The organism is Streptomyces sp. MMBL 11-1 (genome assembly GCF_028622875.1).
Lineage (GTDB): Bacteria > Actinomycetota > Actinomycetes > Streptomycetales > Streptomycetaceae > Streptomyces.
Window position 1 is genome coordinate 7281296 of the sequence record NZ_CP117709.1, and the last position, 22003, is coordinate 7303298.

The window sequence follows — 22003 nt, forward strand, 5'->3', positions numbered from 1 at the left end:
GCCGACGGAGACCCCAGCACAGCAGAGAATCGACTGCACGAAGGGGAAGCTCATGACAGCGACGACCGACGGATCGACCGGGGCCGCGAACCTCTCCGGGGCCCTGGCAGACGATCCGACCGACACGAGAACCGCCGCGGACGACGTGACCGTCGCCGCGCGACGGGCCGCGGAACGCTCCGTGGAGCATCTCCTCGGCAGACAGGACGAGCAGGGCTGGTGGAAGGGCGACCTCGCCACCAACGTCACGATGGACGCCGAGGACCTGCTCCTGCGTCAGTTCCTCGGCATCCAGGACTCCGGGACCACCCGGGCGGCCGCCCTCTTCATCCGCGGCGAACAGCTCGGCGACGGCACCTGGAACACCTTCTACGGCGGGCCGGGCGACCTCTCCGCCACGATCGAGGCGTACGTCGCCCTGCGGCTGGCCGGGGACCGCCCCGACGAACCGCACATGGCCCGCGCCTCCGGCTGGATCAGGGAGCAGGGCGGCATCGCGGCGGCCCGCGTCTTCACCCGTATCTGGCTGGCCCTGTTCGGCTGGTGGAAATGGGACGACCTCCCCGAACTGCCGCCCGAGCTGATGTTCTTCCCCAAGTGGGTCCCGCTCAACATCTACGACTTCGGCTGCTGGGCCCGGCAGACCATCGTGCCGCTCACGGTCGTCTCCGCGAAACGTCCGGTGCGCCCCGCTCCCTTCGCCCTGGACGAGCTGCACACCGACCCCGACCACCCCGACCCGGCCAGGAAGCTGGCCCCGCCCACCACGTGGGACGGGCTCTTCCAACGCCTCGACAAAGGGCTCCACGTCTACCACAAGGTCGCCCCGCGCCCGCTGCGCCGTATCGCGATGAACCTGGCAGCCCGGTGGATCATCGAGCGCCAGGAGAACGACGGCTGCTGGGGCGGGATCCAGCCGCCCGCCGTCTACTCCATCATCGCCCTGCACCTGCTCGGTTACGACCTCGACCACCCCGTGATGAGGGCGGGGCTGGCCTCGCTCGACCGGTTCGCCGTCCGGCGCGAGGACGGCGCCCGCATGGTCGAGGCCTGCCAGTCGCCCGTCTGGGACACCTGCCTGGCCACCATCGCGCTGGCCGACGCCGGACTCAGACCCGACCACCCCGCCCTGGTGAAGGCCGCCGACTGGATGCTGGCCGAGGAGATCACCCGGCCCGGTGACTGGTCGGTGCGCAAGCCCGAACTCGCCCCAGGTGGCTGGGCGTTCGAGTTCCACAACGACAACTACCCGGACATCGACGACACCGCCGAAGTCGTCCTGGCGCTGCGCCGGGTGCGCCACCCCGACCCCGCCCGCATGCGGGCGGCCATCGACCGCGGGGTCCGCTGGACCCTCGGGATGCAGTCCCGCAACGGAGCCTGGGGCGCCTTCGACGCCGACAACACCAGCCCCTTCCCCAACCGCCTGCCCTTCTGCGACTTCGGCGAGGTCATCGACCCGCCCTCGGCCGACGTCACCGGCCACGTCGTGGAGATGCTCGCCGTCGAGGGGCTCGGCCAGCACCCCCGTACCCGCGAGGGAATCGCGTGGCTGCTCGCCGAACAGGAGGCGTGCGGCGCCTGGTTCGGCCGCTGGGGCGTCAACTACGTGTACGGCACCGGGTCCGTGGTGCCCGCCCTGATCGCCGCCGGACTGCCCGCCGGACACCCCGCGATCCGCCGGGCCGTCACCTGGCTGGAGTCCGTCCAGAACGACGACGGCGGCTGGGGCGAGGACCTGCGCTCCTACCAGGAGGAGAAGTGGATCGGGCACGGTGAGTCCACGGCCTCCCAGACCGCCTGGGCGCTGCTCGCCCTCCTCGCCGCGGGCCGCCGGGACACCCGCTCGGTCGCCCGCGGCGTCACCTGGCTGACCGAGGCGCAGCAGGCCGACGGCTCCTGGGACGAGCCGTATTTCACCGGCACCGGCTTCCCCTGGGACTTCTCCATCAACTACCACCTCTACCGCCAGGTCTTCCCTCTCACCGCACTCGGGCGTTATGTGTACGGCGATCCGTTCGCCGACCGCGCGGACGCCGCCGGGGGAGTCTGATGGATGTTCCGGGAGAGCACGGGAGCCCCGTGACACCGCTGCTGGTCGCCTGCGCCCTCGGCATCGAGCAGGTGGCCCTGCGCAGCGGCAGAGGCGCCCCCGGCCCGGTGCGGGTGCTGCGCACCGGCATGGGCCCCCGGGCGGCGGAGGCGGCCGTGGCGCGCCTCCTGGGCCCCGGCCTGATCCCCGGCGCCGCCGTGATCGCCGCCGGCTTCTGCGCCGGTCTCGCCCCGGGGATGCACCCCGGGGACCTGGTCGTCGCCGAGGAGACCCGGGACGCGGACGGCACCACGCCCTGCACGGGCACCGGCGTCCTGGTCGCGGCGCTCGCCAGGGCCGTTCCCGGCCGTACGGTCCACACCGGCCCGCTGACCGGCTCCGACCATGTGGTTCGCGGCTCCGAACGGGCCGCGCTGCGGGCGGGCGGGGCCATCGCGGTGGACATGGAGTCGGCCGCGACACTGCGTACCGCCCTGTGCCACGGACCACGCCCGGTTGCGGCCGTCCGGGTGGTCGTGGACGCTCCAGAGCATGAGCTCGTCCGCATCGGCACGGTACGCGGGGGAATATCCGCGTTCCGCGTTCTTCGTTCCGTCCTTCCGGCGTTCTACGAATGGCACCGATCCTTAACGCTCCCCAGGAGGTGAGCCAGATGGCCATGCCGCTCCGTCAGTCCATCAAGGTCGCGACGTATCTCTTCGAACAGAAGCTCCGCAAGCGTGAGAAGTTCCCGCTGATCGTCGAGCTGGAGCCGTTGTTCGCCTGCAACCTCGCGTGTGAGGGCTGCGGGAAGATCCAGCACCCGGCCGGTGTCCTGAAGCAGCGTATGCCGGTCGCCCAGGCGGTGGGCGCGGTGCTCGAATCCGGTGCCCCCATGGTGTCCATCGCCGGTGGCGAACCACTGATGCACCCCCAGATCGACGAGATCGTGCGTCAGCTCGTCGCGAAGAAGAAGTACGTCTTCCTCTGCACCAACGCGATGCTCATGCGCAAGAAGCTCGACAAGTTCACCCCGTCCCCGTACTTCGCCTTCGCCGTGCACATCGACGGACTGCGTGAGCGGCACGACGAGTCGGTCGCCAAGGAAGGCGTCTTCGACGAGGCCGTCGCCGCGATGAAGGAGGCCAAGCGGCGCGGGTTCCGCGTCACCACCAATTCCACCTTCTTCAACACCGACACCCCGCAGACCGTCATCGAGGTCCTCAACTACCTCAACGACGACCTGCACGTGGACGAGATGATGATCTCGCCCGCCTACGCCTACGAGAAGGCCCCCGACCAGGAGCACTTCCTCGGCGTCGAGCAGACCCGCGAGCTGTTCAAGAAGGCTTTCGCGGGCGGCAACCGGGCCCGCTGGCGGCTCAACCACTCCCCGCTCTTCCTGGACTTCCTGGAGGGCAAGGCGGACTTCCCGTGCACCGCGTGGGCGATCCCGAACTACTCGCTCTTCGGCTGGCAGCGCCCCTGCTACCTGATGAGCGACGGCTACGTACCGACGTACCGTCAGCTCATCGAGGAGACCGACTGGGACAAGTACGGCCGCGGCAAGGACCCGCGCTGCGCCAACTGCATGGCGCACTGCGGCTACGAGCCCACGGCGGTGCTCGCCACCATGGGGTCGCTCAAGGAGTCCCTGCGCGCGGCACGGGAGACCATCAGCGGCAACCGGTGAGGCGGTGACCGACGGGGTACGGCCGGCCGCCACGGGCTTCCGGGGCGGCCGGCCCCCCCTCCGCAGCAGCACACCTCGAAGGAGAAGGACGGGCGATGACGGACGGCGGATCCCAGGGCTTCGACCTGACTCGGCTCCTCGCCGAGCGCGGCGCCGAGCGGTACGAGCTGCACGCGCGCCACCTCAACCACCAACTGCCGCGCATGCTGCGCACCATCGGCTTCGACAAGGTCTACGAGCGGGCCGAGGGCGCGTATTTCTGGGACGCGGAGGGCAACGACTACCTCGACATGCTCGCCGGGTTCGGCGTCATGGGTCTCGGCCGTCACCACCCCGTCGTCCGCCGGGCCCTGCATGACGTCCTGGACGCCCAGCTCGCCGACCTCACCCGCTTCGACTGCCAGCCGCTGCCCGGCCTGCTCGCCGAGAAGCTCCTCGCCCACAGCCCGCACCTGGACCGCGTCTTCTTCGGGAACAGCGGCACGGAAGCGGTCGAGACAGCGCTGAAGTTCGCCCGCTGTGCCACCGGGAAGCCCCGGGTCCTCTACTGCGACCACGCCTTCCACGGACTCACCACCGGATCCCTGTCGGTCAACGGGGAGGCGGGTTTCCGCGACGGATTCGCCCCGCTGCTGCCGGACACGGCCGTCCCGCTCGGCGACCTGGACGCGCTGCGCCGCGAGCTGAAGCGGGGTGACGTCGCGGCCCTGGTCGTGGAGCCGATCCAGGGGAAGGGCGTGCACGCCGCGCCACCCGGCCATCTGCGTGAGGCGCAGGAGCTGCTGCACCGGCACAAGGCGCTCCTGATCGTCGACGAGGTGCAGACGGGTCTCGGCCGGACCGGGGACTTCTACGCCTACCAGCACGAGGAGGGGGTGGAGCCCGATCTGGTGTGCGTCGCCAAGGCGCTCTCCGGCGGCTATGTGCCGGTCGGTGTGACCGTCGGCAAGGAGTGGATCTTCCGCAAGGTCTACTCCTCGATGGACCGCGTCCTCGTCCACTCCGCGAGCTTCGGCTCCAACGCCCAGGCGATGGCGGCCGGGCTCGCCGTCCTGAGCGTCATGGAGGACGAGGAGACCGTGGCGAACGCCCGGCGCACCGGCGATCTGCTGCGCGAGCGTCTGGCCGCCCTGGTGGACCGCTACGAGCTGCTGCACGAGGTGCGCGGCCGCGGGCTGATGATCGGCATCGAGTTCGGCCGGCCGTCGTCGCTGAAGCTCCGTGGCCGCTGGACCATGCTCCAGGCGGCCCGCAAGGGGCTCTTCGCCCAGATGGTCGTGGTGCCGCTGCTCCAGAAGCACCGGATCCTCACCCAGGTCTCCGGCGACCACCTGGAAGTGATCAAGCTGATCCCGCCGCTGGTCATCGGGGACGCGGAGGTGGACCGCTTCGTGGAGGCGTTCACCGCCGTCATGGAGGACGCGCACAGCGGCGGCGGACTGATGTGGGACTTCGGCAGGACGCTGGTCACGCAGGCCGTGGCCCACCGCTGAGCGACATTTGCCTCTGAGGCAAGTAATTTGCCTCAGAGGAAAGATCCTGGCCCAATGGAGGCATGAACCCTCCGGACGAAGGGCCGCTGGACGAGCTCCCCGGCGTCGCACCCCGACTGCGCGATCTGCGCCGTGCCCGCGGCCTCACCCTGGAGACCGCGGCCCAGCGGGCGGGGCTCTCCCCGGCCCATCTCTCCCGGCTGGAGACCGGCCGCAGGCAGCCCTCGCTGCCCATGCTGCTGGGGCTCGCCCGTATCTACGGTACGACGGTCTCCGAGCTGCTCGGCGAGCAGCCGCCCGAACGGGACGCGATCATCCGCGGCGGCGGCTTCGAGGGGGCGGAGGCCGACGGCTGGATGTACCGGCGGGCGGGCGGCTCCGGCCGGGCGATGCAGGCGCTGCGGGTGCGCGTCCCGTACGGGGCCCAGGGCGACCTGGTCAGGGTCCACCCCGGCGAGGAGTGGCTGTACGTCCTGGACGGCCGGCTGCGGGTCGGGCTCGGCGACACCGTCCACGACCTCGAACCCGGCGACAGCGCCCACTTCGACTCGCTCACCCCGCACCGGATCGCGGCCGTCGACCGCTGCGGCGCGGAGCTGCTCTTCGTCCACTCCCTGCTGCAGAGTCCCGCCGCCGAGCTGTGCCTCGGCAACGCCCTCCACGCGCGCTGACCGGCCGCCCCGCCGGCTCCATCCTTCGCTCCACCGGCCGCGAGGCCGACAGAGAGGACCGTCATGTCCGATTCCGAACACTACGACCCGCTGGGCCCCGGACGCCGCGCGAACGAGGACCCCCAGGAGAAGCGGATGCCGCGCGGCGTGATCATCCGGCTCTTCGCCTATCTGGTCGCGGGCCATGTCATCGCGGCCTTCCTCTACCTGCTCTTCGTGGTGGCCGGGAGCAAATGAAGGACCGTCCGGGGCGAGGAGGCGCCGGAGGGGTCAGCCCTCGTCGAGCAGCCGCTCGCGCAGCCGTTCGCGGGTCCCGGGGGAGATCTTCAGCCCCTCGGTCAGGTAGCGGTCCGCCGTTCCCCAGTTCTCCTCGATGGTCGCGAAGGCCGCCGCGAGATAGGCGGGCCGCGCCCCGAACAGCGGGTCCAGCAGCTCCTGCACCTCGGCCGACATGCCGGCCCCGGACGGGTCGGAGCGCTTCACCTCGTACCGGCGGTGGAGGTCGTTGGACTTGAGGTAGTCCTCCTCGATCGCCTCCGGTACGACGCCGACCGCCAGCAGGGCGACCGCGATCGAGAGACCGGCCCGGTCCTTGCCCGCCGCGCAGTGCATCAGAGCGGGGACGCTGTCCTCGGCCAGGGCGTGCAGCACCCGGCTGTGCTCGGCGGTGCGGTCCAGAATCGTCGCGCGGTACATCCGGATCATGCGGTCGACGCCCTTGTCACCCGAGAGGACCGAGCGCAGCTGCTCGATGTTCCCGCTGCCCACCAGCCGCCAGAACTCGGCCCCGTCGGCCGGGTCCGAGAGTGGAATGCTGACATTGCGGACACCGGCCAGCTCGATGTCGTACCCGTCGAGCCGGTGGTCGGCGGAGTGGCGGAAGTCGAAGATGGTGTGCAGCCCGAGCCCGCCGAGGAAGACCGCGTCCTCGGCGGTGGCGTGGGCCAGGTGGCCGCTCCGGTAGAGCCGCCCGAAGGCGGTGCGCCGTCCGTCCGCGGTGGGGAGCCCGCCCACGTCGCGGAAGTTGCGGACTCCGGTCAGCGCGGTCTCTGTCGGCGGGACCTGCGGCACCTGTTGCGTCACGGTGGCTCCTGGGATCTCTGGCGTCGGCGCGGCTCGCCGGCGAGGGCGCTCCCGTGACGATACGACATCGATTCGACGGAAAATCATCACGGTCGCGCGCCCCGGTGCGAGTGCCGGGGCGGTCTGTCTGACCGGGCGTCAGGAATGACGGAGACGTCATGTCCGTATTGGTGCATTTCGCAGAACATGCCCCGCTAATGGGGGAGATGGGATTGCCGAGGTGAGCGGGATCATATCCGTGACGGTCCGTGGCGAGCGCACACCGGAGTCTTCCCGTTGCCCGTACGGAAATCCAAGATCCGTAATCCACGGAGTGTGACGGGAATAGTGGGGCGATAGCGAATCGATGATTCCGGTGCGCAACCGATGGCTTGTTCTGCTCGTCCTGACTCGTTTACGGTCGCCGCAATCCGGACGGACCGCCTAATCCTGCCGCCGCCCGGAATTCGCACCCACCCACTCACGCGTGGCAGGAGCGGGGGAACCAGGTAAGCCGCCGGTCCGGAGCGATCCGGACCGGCTCGGGGTGAAGTCGCCGCAACGCGACCGGGCATCTCCAGCCCGAACCCGACAGCTCACCTCGCAGGCGCCGGAGAGGAACTTCCCATGCCCGCAAAGGGTAAGCACCGCCGTCCGAAGTCCGGCCCGATCTCCCGCGGCGTCCTCGCCGCTGGGACCGGCGGCGCCGCACTCGCCCTTCCGCTCATCGGCGCCACCGTCGCGAACGCCGCGGACCAGGCGGCTCCGGCGGCGAAGCCCGCCGCCGCCTCGGTCGCCGCCGCGCACACCGCACCGGCCGCCGCGCCCGCCGCGTCGAAGGACGTCCCGAAGACGTACGCCGTCGTCTCCGGCGATTACCTGGCGAAGATCGCGGCCGAGCACCAGCTCAAGGGCGGGTGGCAGAAGCTGTACCAGGACAACCGCTCCACCGTCGGCGAGGACCCCGGCCTGATCCACCCGGGCATGAAGCTGACCCTCGGCGCCAAGGGCTCCGCCCCGGCCGAGAAGTCCGCGGCTCCCGAGGCCGCCCCCAAGAAGGCCGAACCGGCACCGAAGGCCGCGCCGAAGACGGCCCCGAAGGCGGACACCGCCTCCGCCGACGACTCCAGCAGCCCGTCGCGGACCGGCTCCTCCGAGGCCACCGGCTCCGGCTGGTCCGCCCCGCTGGCCAACGCCAACGTCACCACCCAGTACCGGGCTTCCGGCGCCAGCTGGTCCAGCGGCTACCACACCGGCTCCGACTTCCAGGCAGCCTCCGGCACCCCCGTACTCGCCATCGGCCCGGGCACCGTCGTCTCGGCCGGCAACAGCGGCTCGTACGGCAACGAGGTCGTCATCCAGCACGAGGACGGCATGTACTCCCAGTACGCCCACCAGTCCTCGCTCAACGTCTCCGTCGGCCAGACCGTCACCGGCGGCCAGCAGATCGGCCTCTCCGGTTCCACCGGGAACTCCACCGGCCCGCACCTGCACTTCGAGGTCCGCACCGGCCCGAGCTACGGCTCGGACGTCGACCCGATCGCGTACCTGCGTCTGCACGGCGTCTCCGTCTGACCGGGCGCGGCACACAGTGAACGAGGGGCGGTGCGCGACGGCGCACCGCCCCTCCACTTATTCCGGGTTTACCAAAAACTGACCGGGTGGTCTATCTCACCACCAGTCAACCCCGTATTACGGTCGCGTAGGTCACATCGCACGATGCAGGATAAGTCCTTGTGGCAGACGATTCGAGAAAAAACCAGCAGCACATCATCGGGTCGTACGCGGCGATTGGCGACAGTTTCACCGAGGGCGTCGGCGACCCCGGCCCCGACGGGACCTTTGTCGGCTGGGCGGACCGCTTCGCGGTGCTTCTCGCCGACCGGCTCCCGGCCCCCGACGCGGCGGCCGGCCCCGAGGACTCCCCGCACGGGGACTTCCGCTACGCCAATCTCGCCGTACGAGGACGTCTCCTCGACCAGATCGTCGAGGAGCAGATCCCGCGCGCCAAGGAACTGGCCCCCGACCTGGTCAGTTTCTGTGCGGGCGGCAACGACATCATCCGGCCCGGCACCGACCCCGACGACCTCGCCGAGCGTTTCGAACGCGCGGTCGCCGACCTGAGCAACGCCGTCGGCACGGTCATGGTCACCACCGGCTTCGACACCCGGGGCGTTCCGGTGCTGCGCCACATGCGCGGCAAGATCGCCACGTACAACGTCCATCTGCGGGCGATCGCCGACCGCTACCACTGCCCCGTGCTGGACCTGTGGTCGCTGCGTTCCGTCCAGGACCGGCGCGCGTGGGACAACGACCGGCTGCACCTGTCGCCCGAGGGACACACCCGCGTCGCGCTGCGCGCCGCACAGGTCCTCGGCCACGACGTGCCCGCCGACCCCGACCAGCCCTGGCCGCCGCAGGCCCAGCGCAGCCCCTTCGACGCACGGCGCGACAACATCCAGTGGGCCCGCGAATACCTCGTGCCCTGGATCGGCCGACGGCTGCGCGGAGAGTCCTCCGGCGACCACGTCGAGGCGAAGCGCCCGGACCTGCTGCCGCTCTAGGATCTGTCGTCCTCCGGAGACGGTCAGGGCTCCAGCAGCGGAAGCACACGCCCGGGTGGGCTCGGCACCACGAGACCACCCGGCGGCGTGCCCGCGCCCGGAGGATGTCCTGCCGGTATCCGTTCCAGGACACCGCCCGCGAAGACGTCGTACAGCGGCAGCGACTCCAGATGCACATAACCGATGTGGCAGTCGCACACCGCGAGCGGACAGGCCCGCGGGCCGAGCGCCCGGCGGTAGCTGCCGTCGTAGAGGTTGCCCAGCTCCGCCTTGACGAAGTGACAGCGCCGCACCGTGCCGTCGCCGTCCACCGAGATCACCGACTCGCCCGTCCGGCAGGGCAGCCCCGCCGAACGGTGCGGATCACGGCTGTAGGGGAACAGCGGATCAAGCTCCGTCCACCGCGCCGCCTCCTCGTCGGTGTAGGTGTGCCCCTCGGCGGCGTTCACCCAGAGATAGACCTCGTCCGGCAGCGCCGCCCGCAGCCGCCGCGCCTCCTCCAGATGGGCGTCGAAACCCACCACCCCCACGCTGTAGCGGATCCCGAGCCCCGACAGCTCCCGGCACCGGCCGAGGAACCGCTCGTACGGTGTCTGCCCCGGGTGGTAGGTGCACCAGAGCGCGATCCGCTCCGGATCCGCGTCCGCCAGCCAGCCGGTGCGGCAGCTCAGGTTCGTCTGGATCGCCACCCGCCCGATGTTCGGCAGCCGCGACAGCTCGGTCAGCGCCCGCCGGTACCAGGAGCGCACCAGCCCTTCGCCCCACGGCGTGAACAGCACGGACAGCCGGTCGCCGGTCCGCGCCGCCGCCCAGCCGGTGAACCGCTCCAGCGCCTCGCGGTCCGCCGTCAGCTGCGCGCGACTGTCCCGCCGTTTGGCGAACGGGCAGTACGGACAGTCGTAGTCGCAGGAGGCGAGCGGGCCCCGGTAGAGAATCGTCAGGTCCACGGCCCGGTCACTTCCGTTCGTACGCGGCCATCGCGGCCCGCACCCCGGGGGAGAACAGCGCCGGACCCAGCGCGTCGGAGTGGGCGAGACCTCGCGGGGAGAGACGCAGCAGCCCCTCGGGCGCCGATGGGTCCAGCCACCCCCGGGCCGCGAACCCCGCCAGTTCGACCGGGAAGTCCGCGTCCGGATCCGTACCGAACCGGGCCCGGTAATCCGCGACCGGCAGCCCTGCCGCCTGGAGCAGCGACTGCAGCAGATGCCTCCGTCGCGCCTCGTCGGCGTCGACGTACCGGCCGACCTCGGCCCGGGAGAAGTCCTCGGTGGCGGCGAAGCGGTCGATGATCGACCGGATCTCCCGCATGTCCACCGCGTAGTCGAAGGAGTAGTGCAGGGCCGCCGTGTACGAACGGGCCCCGCAGCCCAGGCCGATCATGCCGTCGGTCTGACAGGCGTAGTCCTCGGGCCCCTCCTGCTCCCGCGGGGCACCGGCCCGCCGGAACATCCGCATCGACACCTGCTCGTAGCCGTGCGCCCGCAGATGGTCCCGCCCCACCGCGTACAGCCGCAGCCGCTGCTCGTCCCAGGCGGTCTCCGCCTCCGCCTCCGCCTCGGCGCCGGCCGCCGGACCCAGCCGGTGCAGACCCGTGAGCGGGCGGACGTACAGCGGATACAGATACAGCTCCTCCGGCCGCCAGGCCAGCGCCGCGTCCAGGGAGGCGAGCCAGCTGCGCTCGGTCTGCCCGTCGATGCCGTAGATCAGGTCGATGTTCAGCACCGGGATGGCCGCCTCGCGGATCCGGCCGAGCGCCGCCTCCACATCGGCGCGGCGCTGCGGGCGCACGGCCGCCCGTGCCTCCTCGTCCACGAAACTCTGCACACCGATGCTGATCCTCGTCGTGCCCCGGTCGGCCAGCACCGACAGCCGGTCCGCCGTCGCCGTCGAGGGGGACGTCTCCACCGACAGCGGCACCGAGCGCAGTCCGGCGCCCATCCGCTTCTCCGCTATGTCGCAGAGCCGCTCCAGCTCCCCGGCGGTCAGGAACGTCGGCGTGCCCCCGCCGAACGCCGCCGCGGCGAACCGCACCGGCCCCTCGTCGCCCAGCGCGTCCCGTACGGACACGGCCTGCCGCTCCAACGCGTCCAGGTAACGCGTCGTCAGCTCCTCGGGCGCGCCGATCCGGGTGAACAGGTTGCAGAAGCCGCAGCGGACCTCGCAGAAGGGTATGTGGAGATAGAGGGAGAGCGCGTCCTTCGGCTCCGCCGCCCACAGCGCGCGCAGCGACGGGCGGTCCTCCAGCGGCCGGTAGGCCGTCTTGTGCGGATAGGCGTAGACGTAACTCTCGTACGGGCGGACGGCGGGGAGCCCGGCGGCGGCTTCGGTGGTGGTGGTCATCGGGCGGCCCCCGGGTCGAGCGGTGCGAGAGGTGCGAGCGGTTCGGCGGCGTCGAGTGGTTCGAGGACGAAATGGGCGTACGGGACGGTCCAGACGGCCGGGTGGCCGAGCCGGTGACCGGTGTAGCCGTCGTCGCCGTAGGCGGTCCCGTGGTCGGAGCAGACGATGGCGAAGCACCGGCGGCGGCTGCTCGCCGCGGCGAAGAGGCGGCCGATGTGCCGGTCCACATACTCCAGGGCCGCCGCGTGCGTGGCCCGGGAGTCGCCCGCCTCACGGGTCGCCCCGGGAAGGTGGAACCAGTTCGGCTGGTGCAGCGCGGACACGTTGACGAAGAGGAACAGCCGCTGCTCCCGGGGGAGCGCCGCGACGACCTCCTCCGCCCTGGCCACCTGCTCCTCGAACGAGGTGGGCGAGGCGACGCCGAAGCCGGGCTCCCAGTGGCTCTCCTGGAACATCCCGGGCAGCACCGAACCGAGCGGCCCCTGACGGTTGAAGAACCCGACCCCGCCGACGCACACCGTGCGATAGCCCTCGGCGGCCAGCCCCGACACCAGATCCGGAGTGTCGAACACGAACGTGCCCTCCGCCGTCGTCTCACTGCCCGCGAACCGTGCCGCGAACAGCCGGGGATGCGGCCCCGGGGAGGCGGGCGTCGGCAGGAACCCGGCGAACATCGCCTGGTGCGAGGCGTAGGTGAAGCTGCCCGGGGCGTGCCGCTCCTCCCAGACACCGCCGGGCAGATGCCGGGCGAGGTTCGGGATGCGCCCGGCGGCCGCCAGCTCGACGGCGACGTCGTGGCGCAGCGTGTCCAGGGTGACCAGCAGCAGATCGTGGCTGCCCACGACCTCGCTCATGTCGGGCCGGCCGGCCCCGCCGGGCGGCCGGGACGTGTCGGGGTCAGGAAGGGGTGAGGGCACGGTGGTTCCTTGCTCGGTCCAGTACGGCGGCGACCTGCGCCGCATAGGTGTTCAGGCCCTCGGCGCCGCTGCCCGGCAGACCGGTCAGTCCGGGCAGCAGATCGCCGAAGGCGTTGACCTCCCCGACGGCGAAGCGCCGCCAGCCGGCCGTCGGCAGGAGGTCGACGCCCACGCAGGGCGTCCCGGGGAAGCAGGCCGCCGCCCGCTCGCACATCGTCAGTGCCTCGCGCCAGCAGCCGCCGGCCGCCGCCACGGCGGCCCGGGCCTCGTCGAGGTCGCCGCGCGCGCCGCCGAGATGCAGATTGGTCATGGGGCTCGTGCTCGTCCGCACCACGGCGTGCGTCGCCCGGCCGCCGACCACCACGATCCGCAGATCCGCGGCCCGCCCCCGCTGGGACGCCTTCGGCAGCCAGCGCTCTATGTGCAGCCCGTCCGGGGCCAGCGCGTCCACGACCGCGCCGACCTCCGCCTCCGAGGTGTAGCGCCGCACCCGGAGCGAGTTGAACAGCCGCCCCGACGCGTCCCGCTCCACCGAGGTGCTCGCCCGGACCCGGCCGGGCCCCGCCGTCTCCACCGCCAGCACCCCGGAGGCCGAGGAGCCGTGCGCGAGCTTCACGAACGCCCGGGGCATCCGGTGTTCGCGCAGCGACTCCCGTACGTCGGACCAGCCGCGCACCGGGGCCGCCCCCGGGCCCGATGTCGGCGAGGCGGGCACGGGGACCCCCGCGCGGTCGAGCAGCCCGTGGCACAGCCGCTTGTCGAAGAGCACGGCGATGTCACCGGGGGAGCCCAGCACCTCGGCGCCCGCGGCGGAGGCCGCGCCCGCCACCGCCCGCACGGCCGCGGTGAAGCGCGCGTACCACCGGGCCGAACCCTCCACCCGGGTCGGGTCGTCGACTCCGCGGAGCAGCCGCTCCACCTCGGCGTCCTCACCGGGCGAATCGATCCGGACGCTCTCGCCCGCCGCGAACACCGCCTGGCCGCGCAGCACCTGGAGCCAGGGCACCACCCGGACCGCCGGCAGCCCGGCGGAGCGCACGGCCTCCTCGAAGAAGGCGACCCGGCGGTTGTCCGGATTGCCGACGACCACGAAGCGCGGCGCCGGGCCGTCCTTGCCGCTACTCACTGACCGCGACATAGCGTTCCGGTTCGTCGTCCTCGTCGTCCGGGTCCGCGTAGTCGTCCTCGGCCTCGCCCGCCTCGACGACGGCCGGGGCGCACGCGGCCCGCACACGGTCCAGCACCGGCTCGGTGAGGTAGTGGTGGCGCAGGTCCAGCGTGGACAGATGGCTCAGGGGCTGCCCGTTGAGCAGGGCCTCGCCGCCCGTGTCGCTCAGGGTGCCCATCGACAGCGCCAGGGTCTCCAACTGGGCGACCACGGGCGCGGAACCGACCGCGGCGGCGATCTCGTCCTGGATCTCGCTGTTCTGCAGCCCCAGGTGGCGCAGCCGGGGGAACACGCCGCCCGACAGGATCGGCCCGATGTCGTCGACGGTGGCGTCGCCGCCGTACCACGAGCTGCCGAACCACAGGTCCAGCCGCTCCAGCGCGGGCAGTTCGCTCGCGGCGACCGCCCGCACCAGCCCGCCGGGCAGGCCGCCGGATTCGAAGCGCAGCGACTTCAGCGCCGTATGGCGCAGCGGGCGCAGCCCCAGCCCCTCCCGGCCGCAGCCACGCACGCCGAACTCCTCCAGCTGCGGCAGCGCTTCGAGCACCGGGGTGATGTCGCACATCCGCAGCCAGGAAACCTCGCACTCCTCGCCCACCACATCGGCGAGGAAGAGCCCGCGCAGGGCCGGGAAGCGGTCCGCGTGGGCGACGATCAGCTCCATCACCGGGGCGAACGGCGTGTACTCGCCGCTCCACCAGGGGCCGAGGACGAGCGCCCGGACCCGGGCCGTGTCCACCGTGTCCAGGAACTCCTGCCACCAGCCGGCGAAGTCCCTGCCCTCCTCGTTTTCGCACTCCAGCCGCCAGGCCACGCTGTCGGCGGCGGGCAGGAACCCGGACGACGGCGCCGGGGTGTGGACCGGCAGCCCGTGGAAGCGGTCGAGATGCTGGATACCGAGATACGTCATGACACCTACTCCGAGACGGCGGTGTAGCGGCCCTCGGCGCCCCGGTCGCCCCAGGGCTCGCACGGCTCGGAGAGATCGACCCGCACCCCGTGCGGCTCCAGGGCCGAACGCACCCGCTCCGCCATCGCGTCGGTGAGGAAGTGGTGGTGGAGATCGAGGAGTTCCAGGTGGGTCAGCGGCTGCCCTTCGAGGAGGGCGGCCGCCCCTTCGTCGCCCAGTGTCCCGTTCGACAGGTCGAGAGCCCGAAGCTGGGCGACGACCGGAGCCGAGGCGATGGCCGCGGCGATCTCGTTCTGGATCTCACTGTTGCGCAGGCCCAGGTGGATCAGCCGGGGGAAACGGGTGCCGGAAAGCAGCGGAGCGAGGTCGGCGACGCCGGTGTTCCCCTCGTAGGCGGAGACTCCGAGCCAGAGGTCCAGCCGCTCCAGCGCGGGCAGTTCGCTGTCCAGCACCCCGCGCACCACCTCCACGGGCAGTCCGCCCGCCTGGACGGTCAGCGACCGCAGCCGCTCGTGCTTCGTCGGCGGGAACACCAGCTCGGAGCCGCCGCGCACGCCGAGCTCCGTCAGGGCGGGGAAGGCGGTCAGCAGCGCCGTCACGTCCGACTGCTCGATCCAGGTGATCTCGGCCTGCTCCGCCTCCAGGTCACCGACGAACACCGACTCCAGCGAGGTCAGCCGGTCGGCGGCGGCGATCACCAGGTTGATCGGCATGGAGGAGTTCTCGTCGTACGCCTCGCCCCACTGGCCGATGATCAGGGCCCGGACACCGGCCGGATCGACCTGGTCCAGGAAGTCGGCGAACTCCTCCTCCCAGGGCCGGTCGTCGTCGTACGGGTCGACGGAGACACGCCAGGCCACGGCGTCCGCGGCGGGCCGGGAGCCCTCGTCGGTCGTGTGCTGGAAGTCGACGGCCGGAAGGCCGCCGAACTCGTGCAGATGCTGCGCACCGTACATGGCCCTGAGCTCCTGATCCTGGGGACGGCTGATCTCCGCAAGGTTTATCAAGCCGCACTGACAACGCCGCGACCGGGACCCGTCCACGGCCGCCGGGGCGGTCCGTCGTGCCGGACCCCCGGGCGATGCCGCCCGCGTCCTCACTGTCAGACCCTGCCCGTAGCGTTTTTCCCACGGTCGGCACAGCGGGTGCCGCGACCGAGGGGAGACGTCTGTGTACCGGCAGGGCGATGTACTGATCATGGAGCTGGAGGAGTCGGCTGTGCCCGCCCCCTTCCTGGAGGCCCCGGGCGAACTGCGCGACGGGCGGGGGAGGCTGGTGCTCGCGCTGGGAGAGGTCACCGGACACGCCCACGCCGTGCAGGGCCCCGGCCGGCTGATCCGGGAAGCGGGCCGGTTCGGTCCGATGCTGCTCCATCTCCCCGAGGGCGGGCGGGTGGTGCACGAGGAGCACGCGGCGATCCCGCTCCCCAAGGGCTGGTTCCGCGTCGTGCGGCAGCGGGAGTACGCACCCGGCGCGATCCGCGTCGTGGCGGACTGACCGCTCCGCGATGCCGGAGCGAACACGGCTTTCCAGAACGAGCACAGCCATCCAGAACGAGCACAGCAGGGGACGGGGACAACCGATGCAGAACGTGGATTCCTGGCGGAGCGTGGCGGCGGCGACCGGCCGGGCGGACCGGGCGGCGGCCGAGGCCGGGGTGCGGCGTGCCTATCGCACCGCCGGCCTGGCCGAGCCCGACCGGATCATCTGGGCCGCATCGCCCCGGGCCGCCGTCGAAACGGTGGAGAAGCTGGTCGACGCCGGCCGGTCGGTGCGCGAGGAGGTCCGCACCCGCCCGTGGGCCGAGGAACGCCGCCGGATGCACGACGAGCTGGGCCCGGCGGGCTGGTCGGCGCTCTGGTCCGCCACCGGAGCCCAGCTGTGGGAGACCACGGGCGCGCTCGCCGAGCGCATACGGACCGGTGTCGTCGCCGACCTGGCCCCCCGGCCCGAGGACGGGACGGCCGTGCGGCTGGTGCTCCTGGACGCCGTGCTCGGCCAGCACGACGCCGCCTGGCTCGCCGCCTTCGACGGGCGGGGCGACCGGCTGGCGGGCCTCGCGGAGGTGGCCCGCAGCGCCGGCTGGTGGTGGCCCTACGAGCACGCCGCGGTCATCAGTGAGCGGCCCGACGTCCTCCACCGCGACGAGGCGGGCCGGCTCGACCACGGCGAGGGACCGGCCCTCGCCTACGGGGACGGGTTCGCCCTCCACGCCTGGCGCGGCATGCCTGTTCCCGCCGCGTTCCTGGCCGAGCTGTCCTCCCTCACGCCCGAGCGGATCCGCGCCGAGGAGAACGCGGAGCTGCGCCGCGTGATGCTGGAGTTCTACGGCTACGACCGGTATCTCACGGAGTCGGGCGCCGAGCCCGTCCACCGTGACGGGACGGGCGTCCTCTGGCGCATCGCCCTCGACGGGGACGAGGACGTGGTGATGGTCGAGGTGGTCAACTCCACCCCCGAGCCGGACGGCAGGTACCGCACCTACTGGCTGCGCGTGCCGCCCGCCACCCGGACCGCTCAGGACGGCGTCGCCTGGACGTTCGGACTGGACGGGGCGGCCTACGCACCGGTGCGCCAGACCTGACCCGAGAGGCCGGGGGGGCAGCGGAGCCGGGCCGGGAAGCCGAGGCCAAGGGACCGAGGGGCAGGCGAGCAGGGGAGCAGGGGGGGCGGGCCGGGCGGGGGACACGGCGCGGCCGGTGCGCCGGGTGTCCGGGCCCGGCCTTGCCGTCAGCCGGTCGCGGAAGGGTCCGTTCCGTGGGGATCGGCGGCCGGCGGACCGGTCAGTTCCGCCGGGTCGATGCCCAGCTCACGGGCGAGCGCCTCATCGGTCCACCGCAGCATCGTGGTCCGGGAGAGCGGACCCGCGTACGAGGTCGTCTGCACCGCCATCCCGTCCAGCAGGGCGGTCAGCCGCCAGGCCGCCGCCCGGGGGTCCTGGCACCGGAACTCTCCGGCCGCGGCGCCCTCCTCGATGACCCGGGCCAGTTCGGCCTTCCACCGCTGGTCCAGGTCGCCCGCGACCTCCCGGAGAGCGGGATCGCGCAGGGACGCCGCCCAGCCCTCGATCCACAGCCGCCAGCCCTTGGCCTGCCCCGTCGGCGCGTACCACCGCACGGCCGTCCGCAGCCGTCGTACGGCGCTGGTGCGACCGGCCAGCAGCTTGCGGAGATGGGCGAGGTCGGCCTCGGCGGCGTACGCGAAAGCCGCCGCGACCAGATTCTCCTTGGTCGAGAAGTGGTAGAGCACGAGAGCGTTACTCACGCCCAGCACCGAGGCCACATCGGCGATCCGCACGGACGAGACCCCGCGGGCCTCGATCTGGCCGACCGCAGCGCGCAGCAGCTCCTCACGCCGCTCAGCCACGTTCAACCGGACTCTGGTCACCGGGTCACCCTAACCAGCGCGCCGGGTCACGACGGTGGGACGGCGTCCGACGGAGGCGACGGGGGACGAGGGATACGGCGCACCGGAATCCTCCGGACCGCCCGGACGTTGCCATCTGCATGACGCGAATCGAACCGGTACAGGCAGCACTGCTCCGTCTCTTCGGTGAGCACGACGGCGGAGTCCTGGTCACTCTGAAGCAGGACGGACGCCCCCAGCTGTCCAACGTCAACCACGCCTTCTACCCGGAGGAGCAGGTGGTCCGCGTCTCGATCACCGAGGGCCGGGCCAAGACCCGTAACCTGCGGCGAGACCCCCGGGCGAGCTACCACGTCACCAGTGAGGACCGCTGGGCCTGGACCGTCGCCGACGGGACCGCCGAACTGACCCCGCCCGCCCTGGCGCCGGACGACGCCACGGTGGAGGCGCTGATCACGCTCTACCGGGATGTCAGGGGAGAGCACCCCGACTGGGACGACTACCGGCAGGCCATGGTCCGGGACCGCAGGGTGGTGCTCACCCTGCGCATCGACCACGTCTACGGGCAACCACGTGGCTGACGACGCCGGCGGGCCGGTTGCCCCGTTCAGCATCTACTGCTCGCCCCGTCGTACAGGCCGATCATAATGAGACGACACCGACTCCCTCAGGAGATGTTGTGACCGGCGCTGACTACTTGCTTCCGCTCCGCACGAAACTGCGCTCGATGCGCACCGAGCCCTTCGGGGCCGATCCGGCCGGAGCACGGATGGAGCGCATCCGCCGCTCGCCCCATTTTGTCGACGGAGCGTTCCAGAACCCGGTGGGGGCCCGGACCAGGCCCTCCGGGTCCACCGTCGAATTCGCCAAGATCTACTTCCACAAGGAGCAGCGGGCCCGCAGGGCGCCCACGGGCACCGTGCCCGTCCACGGTACGACCCTCGCCGATCTGGCCGTTCCCCCTGCCACCGGTCTCCGGCTGACCTGGATGGGCCATTCCAGTGTGCTGGCGGAGATCGACGGCCGACGGATCCTGTTCGACCCGGTCTGGGGCGAGCGCTGTTCCCCGTTCCCGTTCGCCGGGCCCAAGCGCCTGCACCCCACTCCGCTGTCGCTGGCCGCGCTCGGGCCCGTCGACGTGGTCGTGATCTCCCACGACCACTACGACCACCTCGACCTGCCGACGATCCGTGCCCTGGCCGGCACCGACACGGTCTTCGCCGTGCCACTCGGGGTCGGAGCCCATCTGGAGCGCTGGGGCGTACCCGCGAGCCGGATGCACGAACTCGACTGGAACGAGACCGCGACCGTCGCCGGGATCAGCCTCACCGCCACCCCCGCACGCCACTTCTGCGGTCGCGGGCTGCGCAACCAGCAGCACACCCTGTGGGCCTCGTGGGCCGTCACGGGGCCCGAGCACCGCATCTACCACAGCGGGGACACCGGCTATTTCCCCGGCTTCCGGGACATCGGCGCCGAGCACGGGCCCTTCGACGCCACCATGATCCAGATCGGCGCGTACTCGAAGTACTGGCCGGACATCCACATGACCCCCGCCGAAGGCATGCGCGCGCACCTGGACCTCCAGGGCGGCCGCCCCCACGGAGTGCTGCTGCCGATCCACTGGGGCACCTTCAATCTGGCGCCGCACGCCTGGGCGGAGCCGGGCGAGTGGACGAAGGACGCCGGCGAGGAGGCCGGGCAGGCGGTGGCGTTCCCTCGGCCGGGTGAACCCTTCGAGCCGGACGGAACTCTCCCCGTGGAGCCGTGGTGGCGACCGCTGTCCACCTCGCTCGCCCGCCCGTGGCGCCGCACCGAAGCGCAGGCCGGCCCCGCGCCGGCGGCGCGGGGCGATCTCGACCTCGCCGGCGAGCGCTGACCGGATACGCCGCGGGGCGGCCCGCCCGCAGGTTGTCCGGCCGGTTTCAGCACCGGCCCTCCGCGACGGTGATGGAGAGGCTGACCGTGATGTTCTCCAGCGCCGACTCGGGCTCCGGCGGCGACACGCTCAGACAGAACGTGGCGTCGACGTCCTTCGCCGTGACCTCGAACAGGTCGACGGACGGGTCCGCGTCCTCGTCGTAGGGATCGTTCGCGTCCTCGACGTACACCACGCCGCCGGTCGAGGGGCCTTCGCCGCTCTCCTCCAGCGCGTCGCGGATCAGACGGTCGTAACCGCCGGTCCATGTGCTGAAGGTGTGCCGCTCCGACTCCAGGTCCCGGACGGCCGTGTGCACGGCGTCGCGCAACTCACCCTCGCTCCACGAAGAACTCGCGAAGAGGTAGTACATGCCCCCGGCGGCGAACAGCAGGGATCCGATGATGAGGGCGACACCGATCGGATGGTTCGGGTTGTAGACGTATCGACTTGTCCCCCAGTTCGAGCGGACGAATACCGGTTCGTCGTCATGGTCCTTGCTCATGTACGTGAGCGTAGGGCCACCTGGTTGATCATGCCGGGGCGTTGGGGTCACGCCGGGCTCGTCACCGACGAACCACGGCTCTCCGGACGGGCCGTAGCGTTCCCGGCACGCACCCGACACCGTCCGCGACGCAACGATCAGCGGCCGGTGAGCGTCTCATCGGGTGTGATGGACCTTCCTGAGACCACGGACACCGTCGACACCCAGGACGAGCACGAGGACGAGCGGGTGCGGTCCGGCCCGCTGTGGCGCCATGCGCTGTGGGCGGCGCTCGTCACCGCCGCCGGAGTGACTCTGGGGTGGCTGGGCGCGCTGTTCCGCATCGGCCCGGAGGAGTACGGCCTGCCGCCCGCCGCTCCGGGGGCGCTCTGGCCCTATCTGCTCGCCTGGGCCGTGACCGGCCTGGTGCTGGGCGCCATCCTGCGGTTCGTGGCGGCCAAGGTGCCGGTCTACTCCCCGTCGGAGGTGCTCCTCGGTACCGTCATGATCGGTACCCGGCTGTCCTTGGGCTGGCGGCCGGAGCCCCTCGAAGTCGCGGGCCTGGCCGCGATCGCGCTGCTCCTGGTGGCCGTCTGGTGCGCTGTCGCCCTGCGTGGGGCGGCCGTCGTACGACGGTCCCAGGACGCTCAGGGCGTTTTTCCAAAGTAGCGCCGGACCACGAGGTGTTCCGCACGGCCCGGAAGCACCTCGTACGACACGCCGTGCACCCCGGCGCGGGGGGCGGGGACATGCCCGGCGCGCGGGGCACACTGGGGCGGCCCCCGGATCCCCGTACGAAGGAGTGTGCCGTGGCACTCACCCGTGAAGAGCGCGAACAGTTCCTCGCCGAACCCCATGTCGCCGCACTGGCCGTCGCGTCGGGGAGCAGCGGCCGGGCCCCGCTCAGCGTCCCCATCTGGTACCAGTACACGCCGGGCGGCGACGTACGCGTTCTCACCGGCCGCACCTCGCGCAAGGCCGAACTGATCGACGCGGCGGGCCGGTTCACGCTCCTGGTCGACCGGCTGGAGCCGACCATCCGTTACGTCTCCGTCGAGGGACCCGTCGTCGACACCCGCCCCGCCACGCGGGCGGACCTGGAGGAGGTGTCGGCGCGCTACCTTCCGGCCGAGAAGGTCGCCGGTTACGTGGACTACGCCTGGGAGAACCACGGGGAGCAGGTGGTGATCACCCTGCGCCCCGAACGCTGGGTCAGCTCGGACCTCGGCCAGGTCTGAGCCTCGGCCGTGTCGTCAGCCCGGGGGAGTTCCGCCCCGCGGGTCCCGCCGACCTGCCTTCTGCGTCGACCCGCCCGCAGCGCCGACTCCCACTCGCCGGAGACGGCCCGGTGCCCGGCAGGAGGATCTGCCGGGCACCGGGCCGAA

General features: G+C 71.9%; 23 protein-coding genes and 1 riboswitch. Of the genes, 14 read left to right on the forward strand and 9 right to left on the reverse strand.

The features are described from left to right. The first annotated feature begins 52 nt into the window (after nt 1-52). The 6 genes from shc to PSQ21_RS32135 all read left to right on the forward strand — a co-directional run bounded on the left by shc (nt 53) and on the right by PSQ21_RS32135 (nt 6126). The gene (shc, locus tag PSQ21_RS32110) at nt 53-2053 is read left to right on the forward strand and encodes a squalene--hopene cyclase (protein WP_274034852.1); all 2001 of its coding nucleotides are present in this window, start codon (nt 53-55) and stop codon (nt 2051-2053) included. Continuing rightward, on the forward strand, nt 2053-2700 hold the full coding sequence (locus PSQ21_RS32115) for a phosphorylase family protein (protein WP_274034853.1): 648 nt from the start codon (nt 2053-2055) through the stop codon (nt 2698-2700). Before shc ends, PSQ21_RS32115 begins: the two co-directional genes overlap by 1 nt. A gap of 5 nt (nt 2701-2705) precedes the next feature. Further along, nucleotides 2706-3725 carry an adenosyl-hopene transferase HpnH gene (gene hpnH / locus PSQ21_RS32120; protein ID WP_274034855.1) on the forward strand — a complete coding sequence of 340 codons (1020 nt, stop codon included), beginning with the start codon at nt 2706-2708 and terminating at the stop codon, nt 3723-3725. Nucleotides 3726-3820: 95 nt separating this feature from the next. Then, nucleotides 3821-5218, forward strand: coding sequence for an aspartate aminotransferase family protein (locus PSQ21_RS32125; protein ID WP_274034857.1), 1398 nt, complete (start codon nt 3821-3823; stop codon nt 5216-5218). A gap of 62 nt (nt 5219-5280) precedes the next feature. After that, a complete protein-coding gene (locus tag PSQ21_RS32130) occupies nt 5281-5889 on the forward strand; it encodes a helix-turn-helix domain-containing protein (protein WP_274034859.1) in 609 nt (202 codons plus the stop codon). Nucleotides 5890-5952: 63 nt separating this feature from the next. Next, on the forward strand, nt 5953-6126 hold the full coding sequence (locus PSQ21_RS32135) for a DUF6126 family protein (protein ID WP_203685451.1): 174 nt from the start codon (nt 5953-5955) through the stop codon (nt 6124-6126). Nucleotides 6127-6159: 33 nt separating this feature from the next. Here PSQ21_RS32135 and PSQ21_RS32140 read toward each other — a convergent pair whose 3' ends face one another. After that, nucleotides 6160-6972, reverse strand: coding sequence for a tyrosine-protein phosphatase (locus PSQ21_RS32140; RefSeq protein WP_274034861.1), 813 nt, complete (start codon nt 6970-6972; stop codon nt 6160-6162). A 443-nt stretch (nt 6973-7415) separates the two neighbouring features. Next, nucleotides 7416-7576, forward strand: a riboswitch (cyclic di-AMP (ydaO/yuaA leader). A gap of 2 nt (nt 7577-7578) precedes the next feature. Between PSQ21_RS32140 and PSQ21_RS32145 the strand changes: the two genes are divergently transcribed. Then, entirely contained in the window at nt 7579-8526 is a 948-nt protein-coding gene (locus PSQ21_RS32145; RefSeq protein WP_274034862.1) for a M23 family metallopeptidase, read from the forward strand. 161 nt (nt 8527-8687) lie between these two features. Next, entirely contained in the window at nt 8688-9515 is an 828-nt protein-coding gene (locus PSQ21_RS32150) for an SGNH/GDSL hydrolase family protein (RefSeq protein WP_274034863.1), read from the forward strand. 23 nt (nt 9516-9538) lie between these two features. Here the strand turns inward: PSQ21_RS32150 and PSQ21_RS32155 are convergent, their stop codons facing one another. From PSQ21_RS32155 to PSQ21_RS32180, 6 genes are read right to left on the reverse strand one after another with little or no spacing between them, the layout of a single operon-like run. After that, nucleotides 9539-10462, reverse strand: coding sequence for an STM4011 family radical SAM protein (locus PSQ21_RS32155; RefSeq protein WP_274034864.1), 924 nt, complete (start codon nt 10460-10462; stop codon nt 9539-9541). 7 nt (nt 10463-10469) lie between these two features. Continuing rightward, nucleotides 10470-11855: an STM4012 family radical SAM protein gene (locus PSQ21_RS32160; protein ID WP_274034865.1), complete on the reverse strand. Its 1386-nt coding sequence runs from the start codon at nt 11853-11855 to the stop codon at nt 10470-10472. Then, nucleotides 11852-12709: an STM4013/SEN3800 family hydrolase gene (locus tag PSQ21_RS32165; RefSeq protein ID WP_274036042.1), complete on the reverse strand. Its 858-nt coding sequence runs from the start codon at nt 12707-12709 to the stop codon at nt 11852-11854. Before PSQ21_RS32165 ends, PSQ21_RS32160 begins: the two co-directional genes overlap by 4 nt. A gap of 43 nt (nt 12710-12752) precedes the next feature. Beyond that, on the reverse strand, nt 12753-13910 hold the full coding sequence (locus PSQ21_RS32170) for an STM4014 family protein (protein WP_274034866.1): 1158 nt from the start codon (nt 13908-13910) through the stop codon (nt 12753-12755). Continuing rightward, on the reverse strand, nt 13891-14850 hold the full coding sequence (locus PSQ21_RS32175; RefSeq protein ID WP_274034867.1) for an STM4015 family protein: 960 nt from the start codon (nt 14848-14850) through the stop codon (nt 13891-13893). The genes PSQ21_RS32170 and PSQ21_RS32175 overlap by 20 nt, the downstream gene beginning before the upstream one ends. 5 nt (nt 14851-14855) lie before the next feature. Next, nucleotides 14856-15806, reverse strand: a complete 951-nt coding sequence (locus PSQ21_RS32180; RefSeq protein WP_274034868.1) for an STM4015 family protein — start codon at nt 15804-15806, stop codon at nt 14856-14858. A gap of 214 nt (nt 15807-16020) precedes the next feature. On the opposite strand from PSQ21_RS32180, the gene PSQ21_RS32185 reads away from it, so the two are divergent. Further along, nucleotides 16021-16347, forward strand: coding sequence for a hypothetical protein (locus tag PSQ21_RS32185; protein ID WP_274034869.1), 327 nt, complete (start codon nt 16021-16023; stop codon nt 16345-16347). 85 nt (nt 16348-16432) lie between these two features. Next, the gene (locus PSQ21_RS32190; protein ID WP_274034870.1) at nt 16433-17434 is read left to right on the forward strand and encodes a DUF6745 domain-containing protein; all 1002 of its coding nucleotides are present in this window, start codon (nt 16433-16435) and stop codon (nt 17432-17434) included. A gap of 146 nt (nt 17435-17580) precedes the next feature. On the opposite strand, the gene PSQ21_RS32195 is transcribed toward PSQ21_RS32190, so the two are convergent. Then, on the reverse strand, nt 17581-18237 hold the full coding sequence (locus tag PSQ21_RS32195; RefSeq protein ID WP_274034871.1) for a TetR/AcrR family transcriptional regulator: 657 nt from the start codon (nt 18235-18237) through the stop codon (nt 17581-17583). A 119-nt stretch (nt 18238-18356) separates the two neighbouring features. Here PSQ21_RS32195 and PSQ21_RS32200 point away from each other — a divergent pair, with 119 nt between their 5' ends. Together PSQ21_RS32200 and PSQ21_RS32205 are read left to right on the forward strand one after the other, a co-directional pair. Beyond that, nucleotides 18357-18797 carry a PPOX class F420-dependent oxidoreductase gene (locus PSQ21_RS32200; RefSeq protein ID WP_274034872.1) on the forward strand — a complete coding sequence of 147 codons (441 nt, stop codon included), beginning with the start codon at nt 18357-18359 and terminating at the stop codon, nt 18795-18797. Between the two features lie 98 nt (nt 18798-18895). Beyond that, on the forward strand, nt 18896-20095 hold the full coding sequence (locus PSQ21_RS32205) for an MBL fold metallo-hydrolase (RefSeq protein WP_274034873.1): 1200 nt from the start codon (nt 18896-18898) through the stop codon (nt 20093-20095). A 46-nt stretch (nt 20096-20141) separates the two neighbouring features. Here PSQ21_RS32205 and PSQ21_RS32210 read toward each other — a convergent pair whose 3' ends face one another. Continuing rightward, nucleotides 20142-20639 carry a hypothetical protein gene (locus PSQ21_RS32210; RefSeq protein ID WP_274034874.1) on the reverse strand — a complete coding sequence of 166 codons (498 nt, stop codon included), beginning with the start codon at nt 20637-20639 and terminating at the stop codon, nt 20142-20144. A 168-nt stretch (nt 20640-20807) separates the two neighbouring features. On the opposite strand from PSQ21_RS32210, the gene PSQ21_RS32215 reads away from it, so the two are divergent. Continuing rightward, on the forward strand, nt 20808-21287 hold the full coding sequence (locus PSQ21_RS32215) for a hypothetical protein (RefSeq protein ID WP_274036044.1): 480 nt from the start codon (nt 20808-20810) through the stop codon (nt 21285-21287). 140 nt (nt 21288-21427) lie between these two features. Then, complete coding sequence (locus tag PSQ21_RS32220; protein ID WP_274034875.1) at nt 21428-21856, forward strand: pyridoxamine 5'-phosphate oxidase family protein; 429 nt, start codon at nt 21428-21430, stop codon at nt 21854-21856. The last annotated feature ends 147 nt before the right edge of the window (nt 21857-22003 follow it).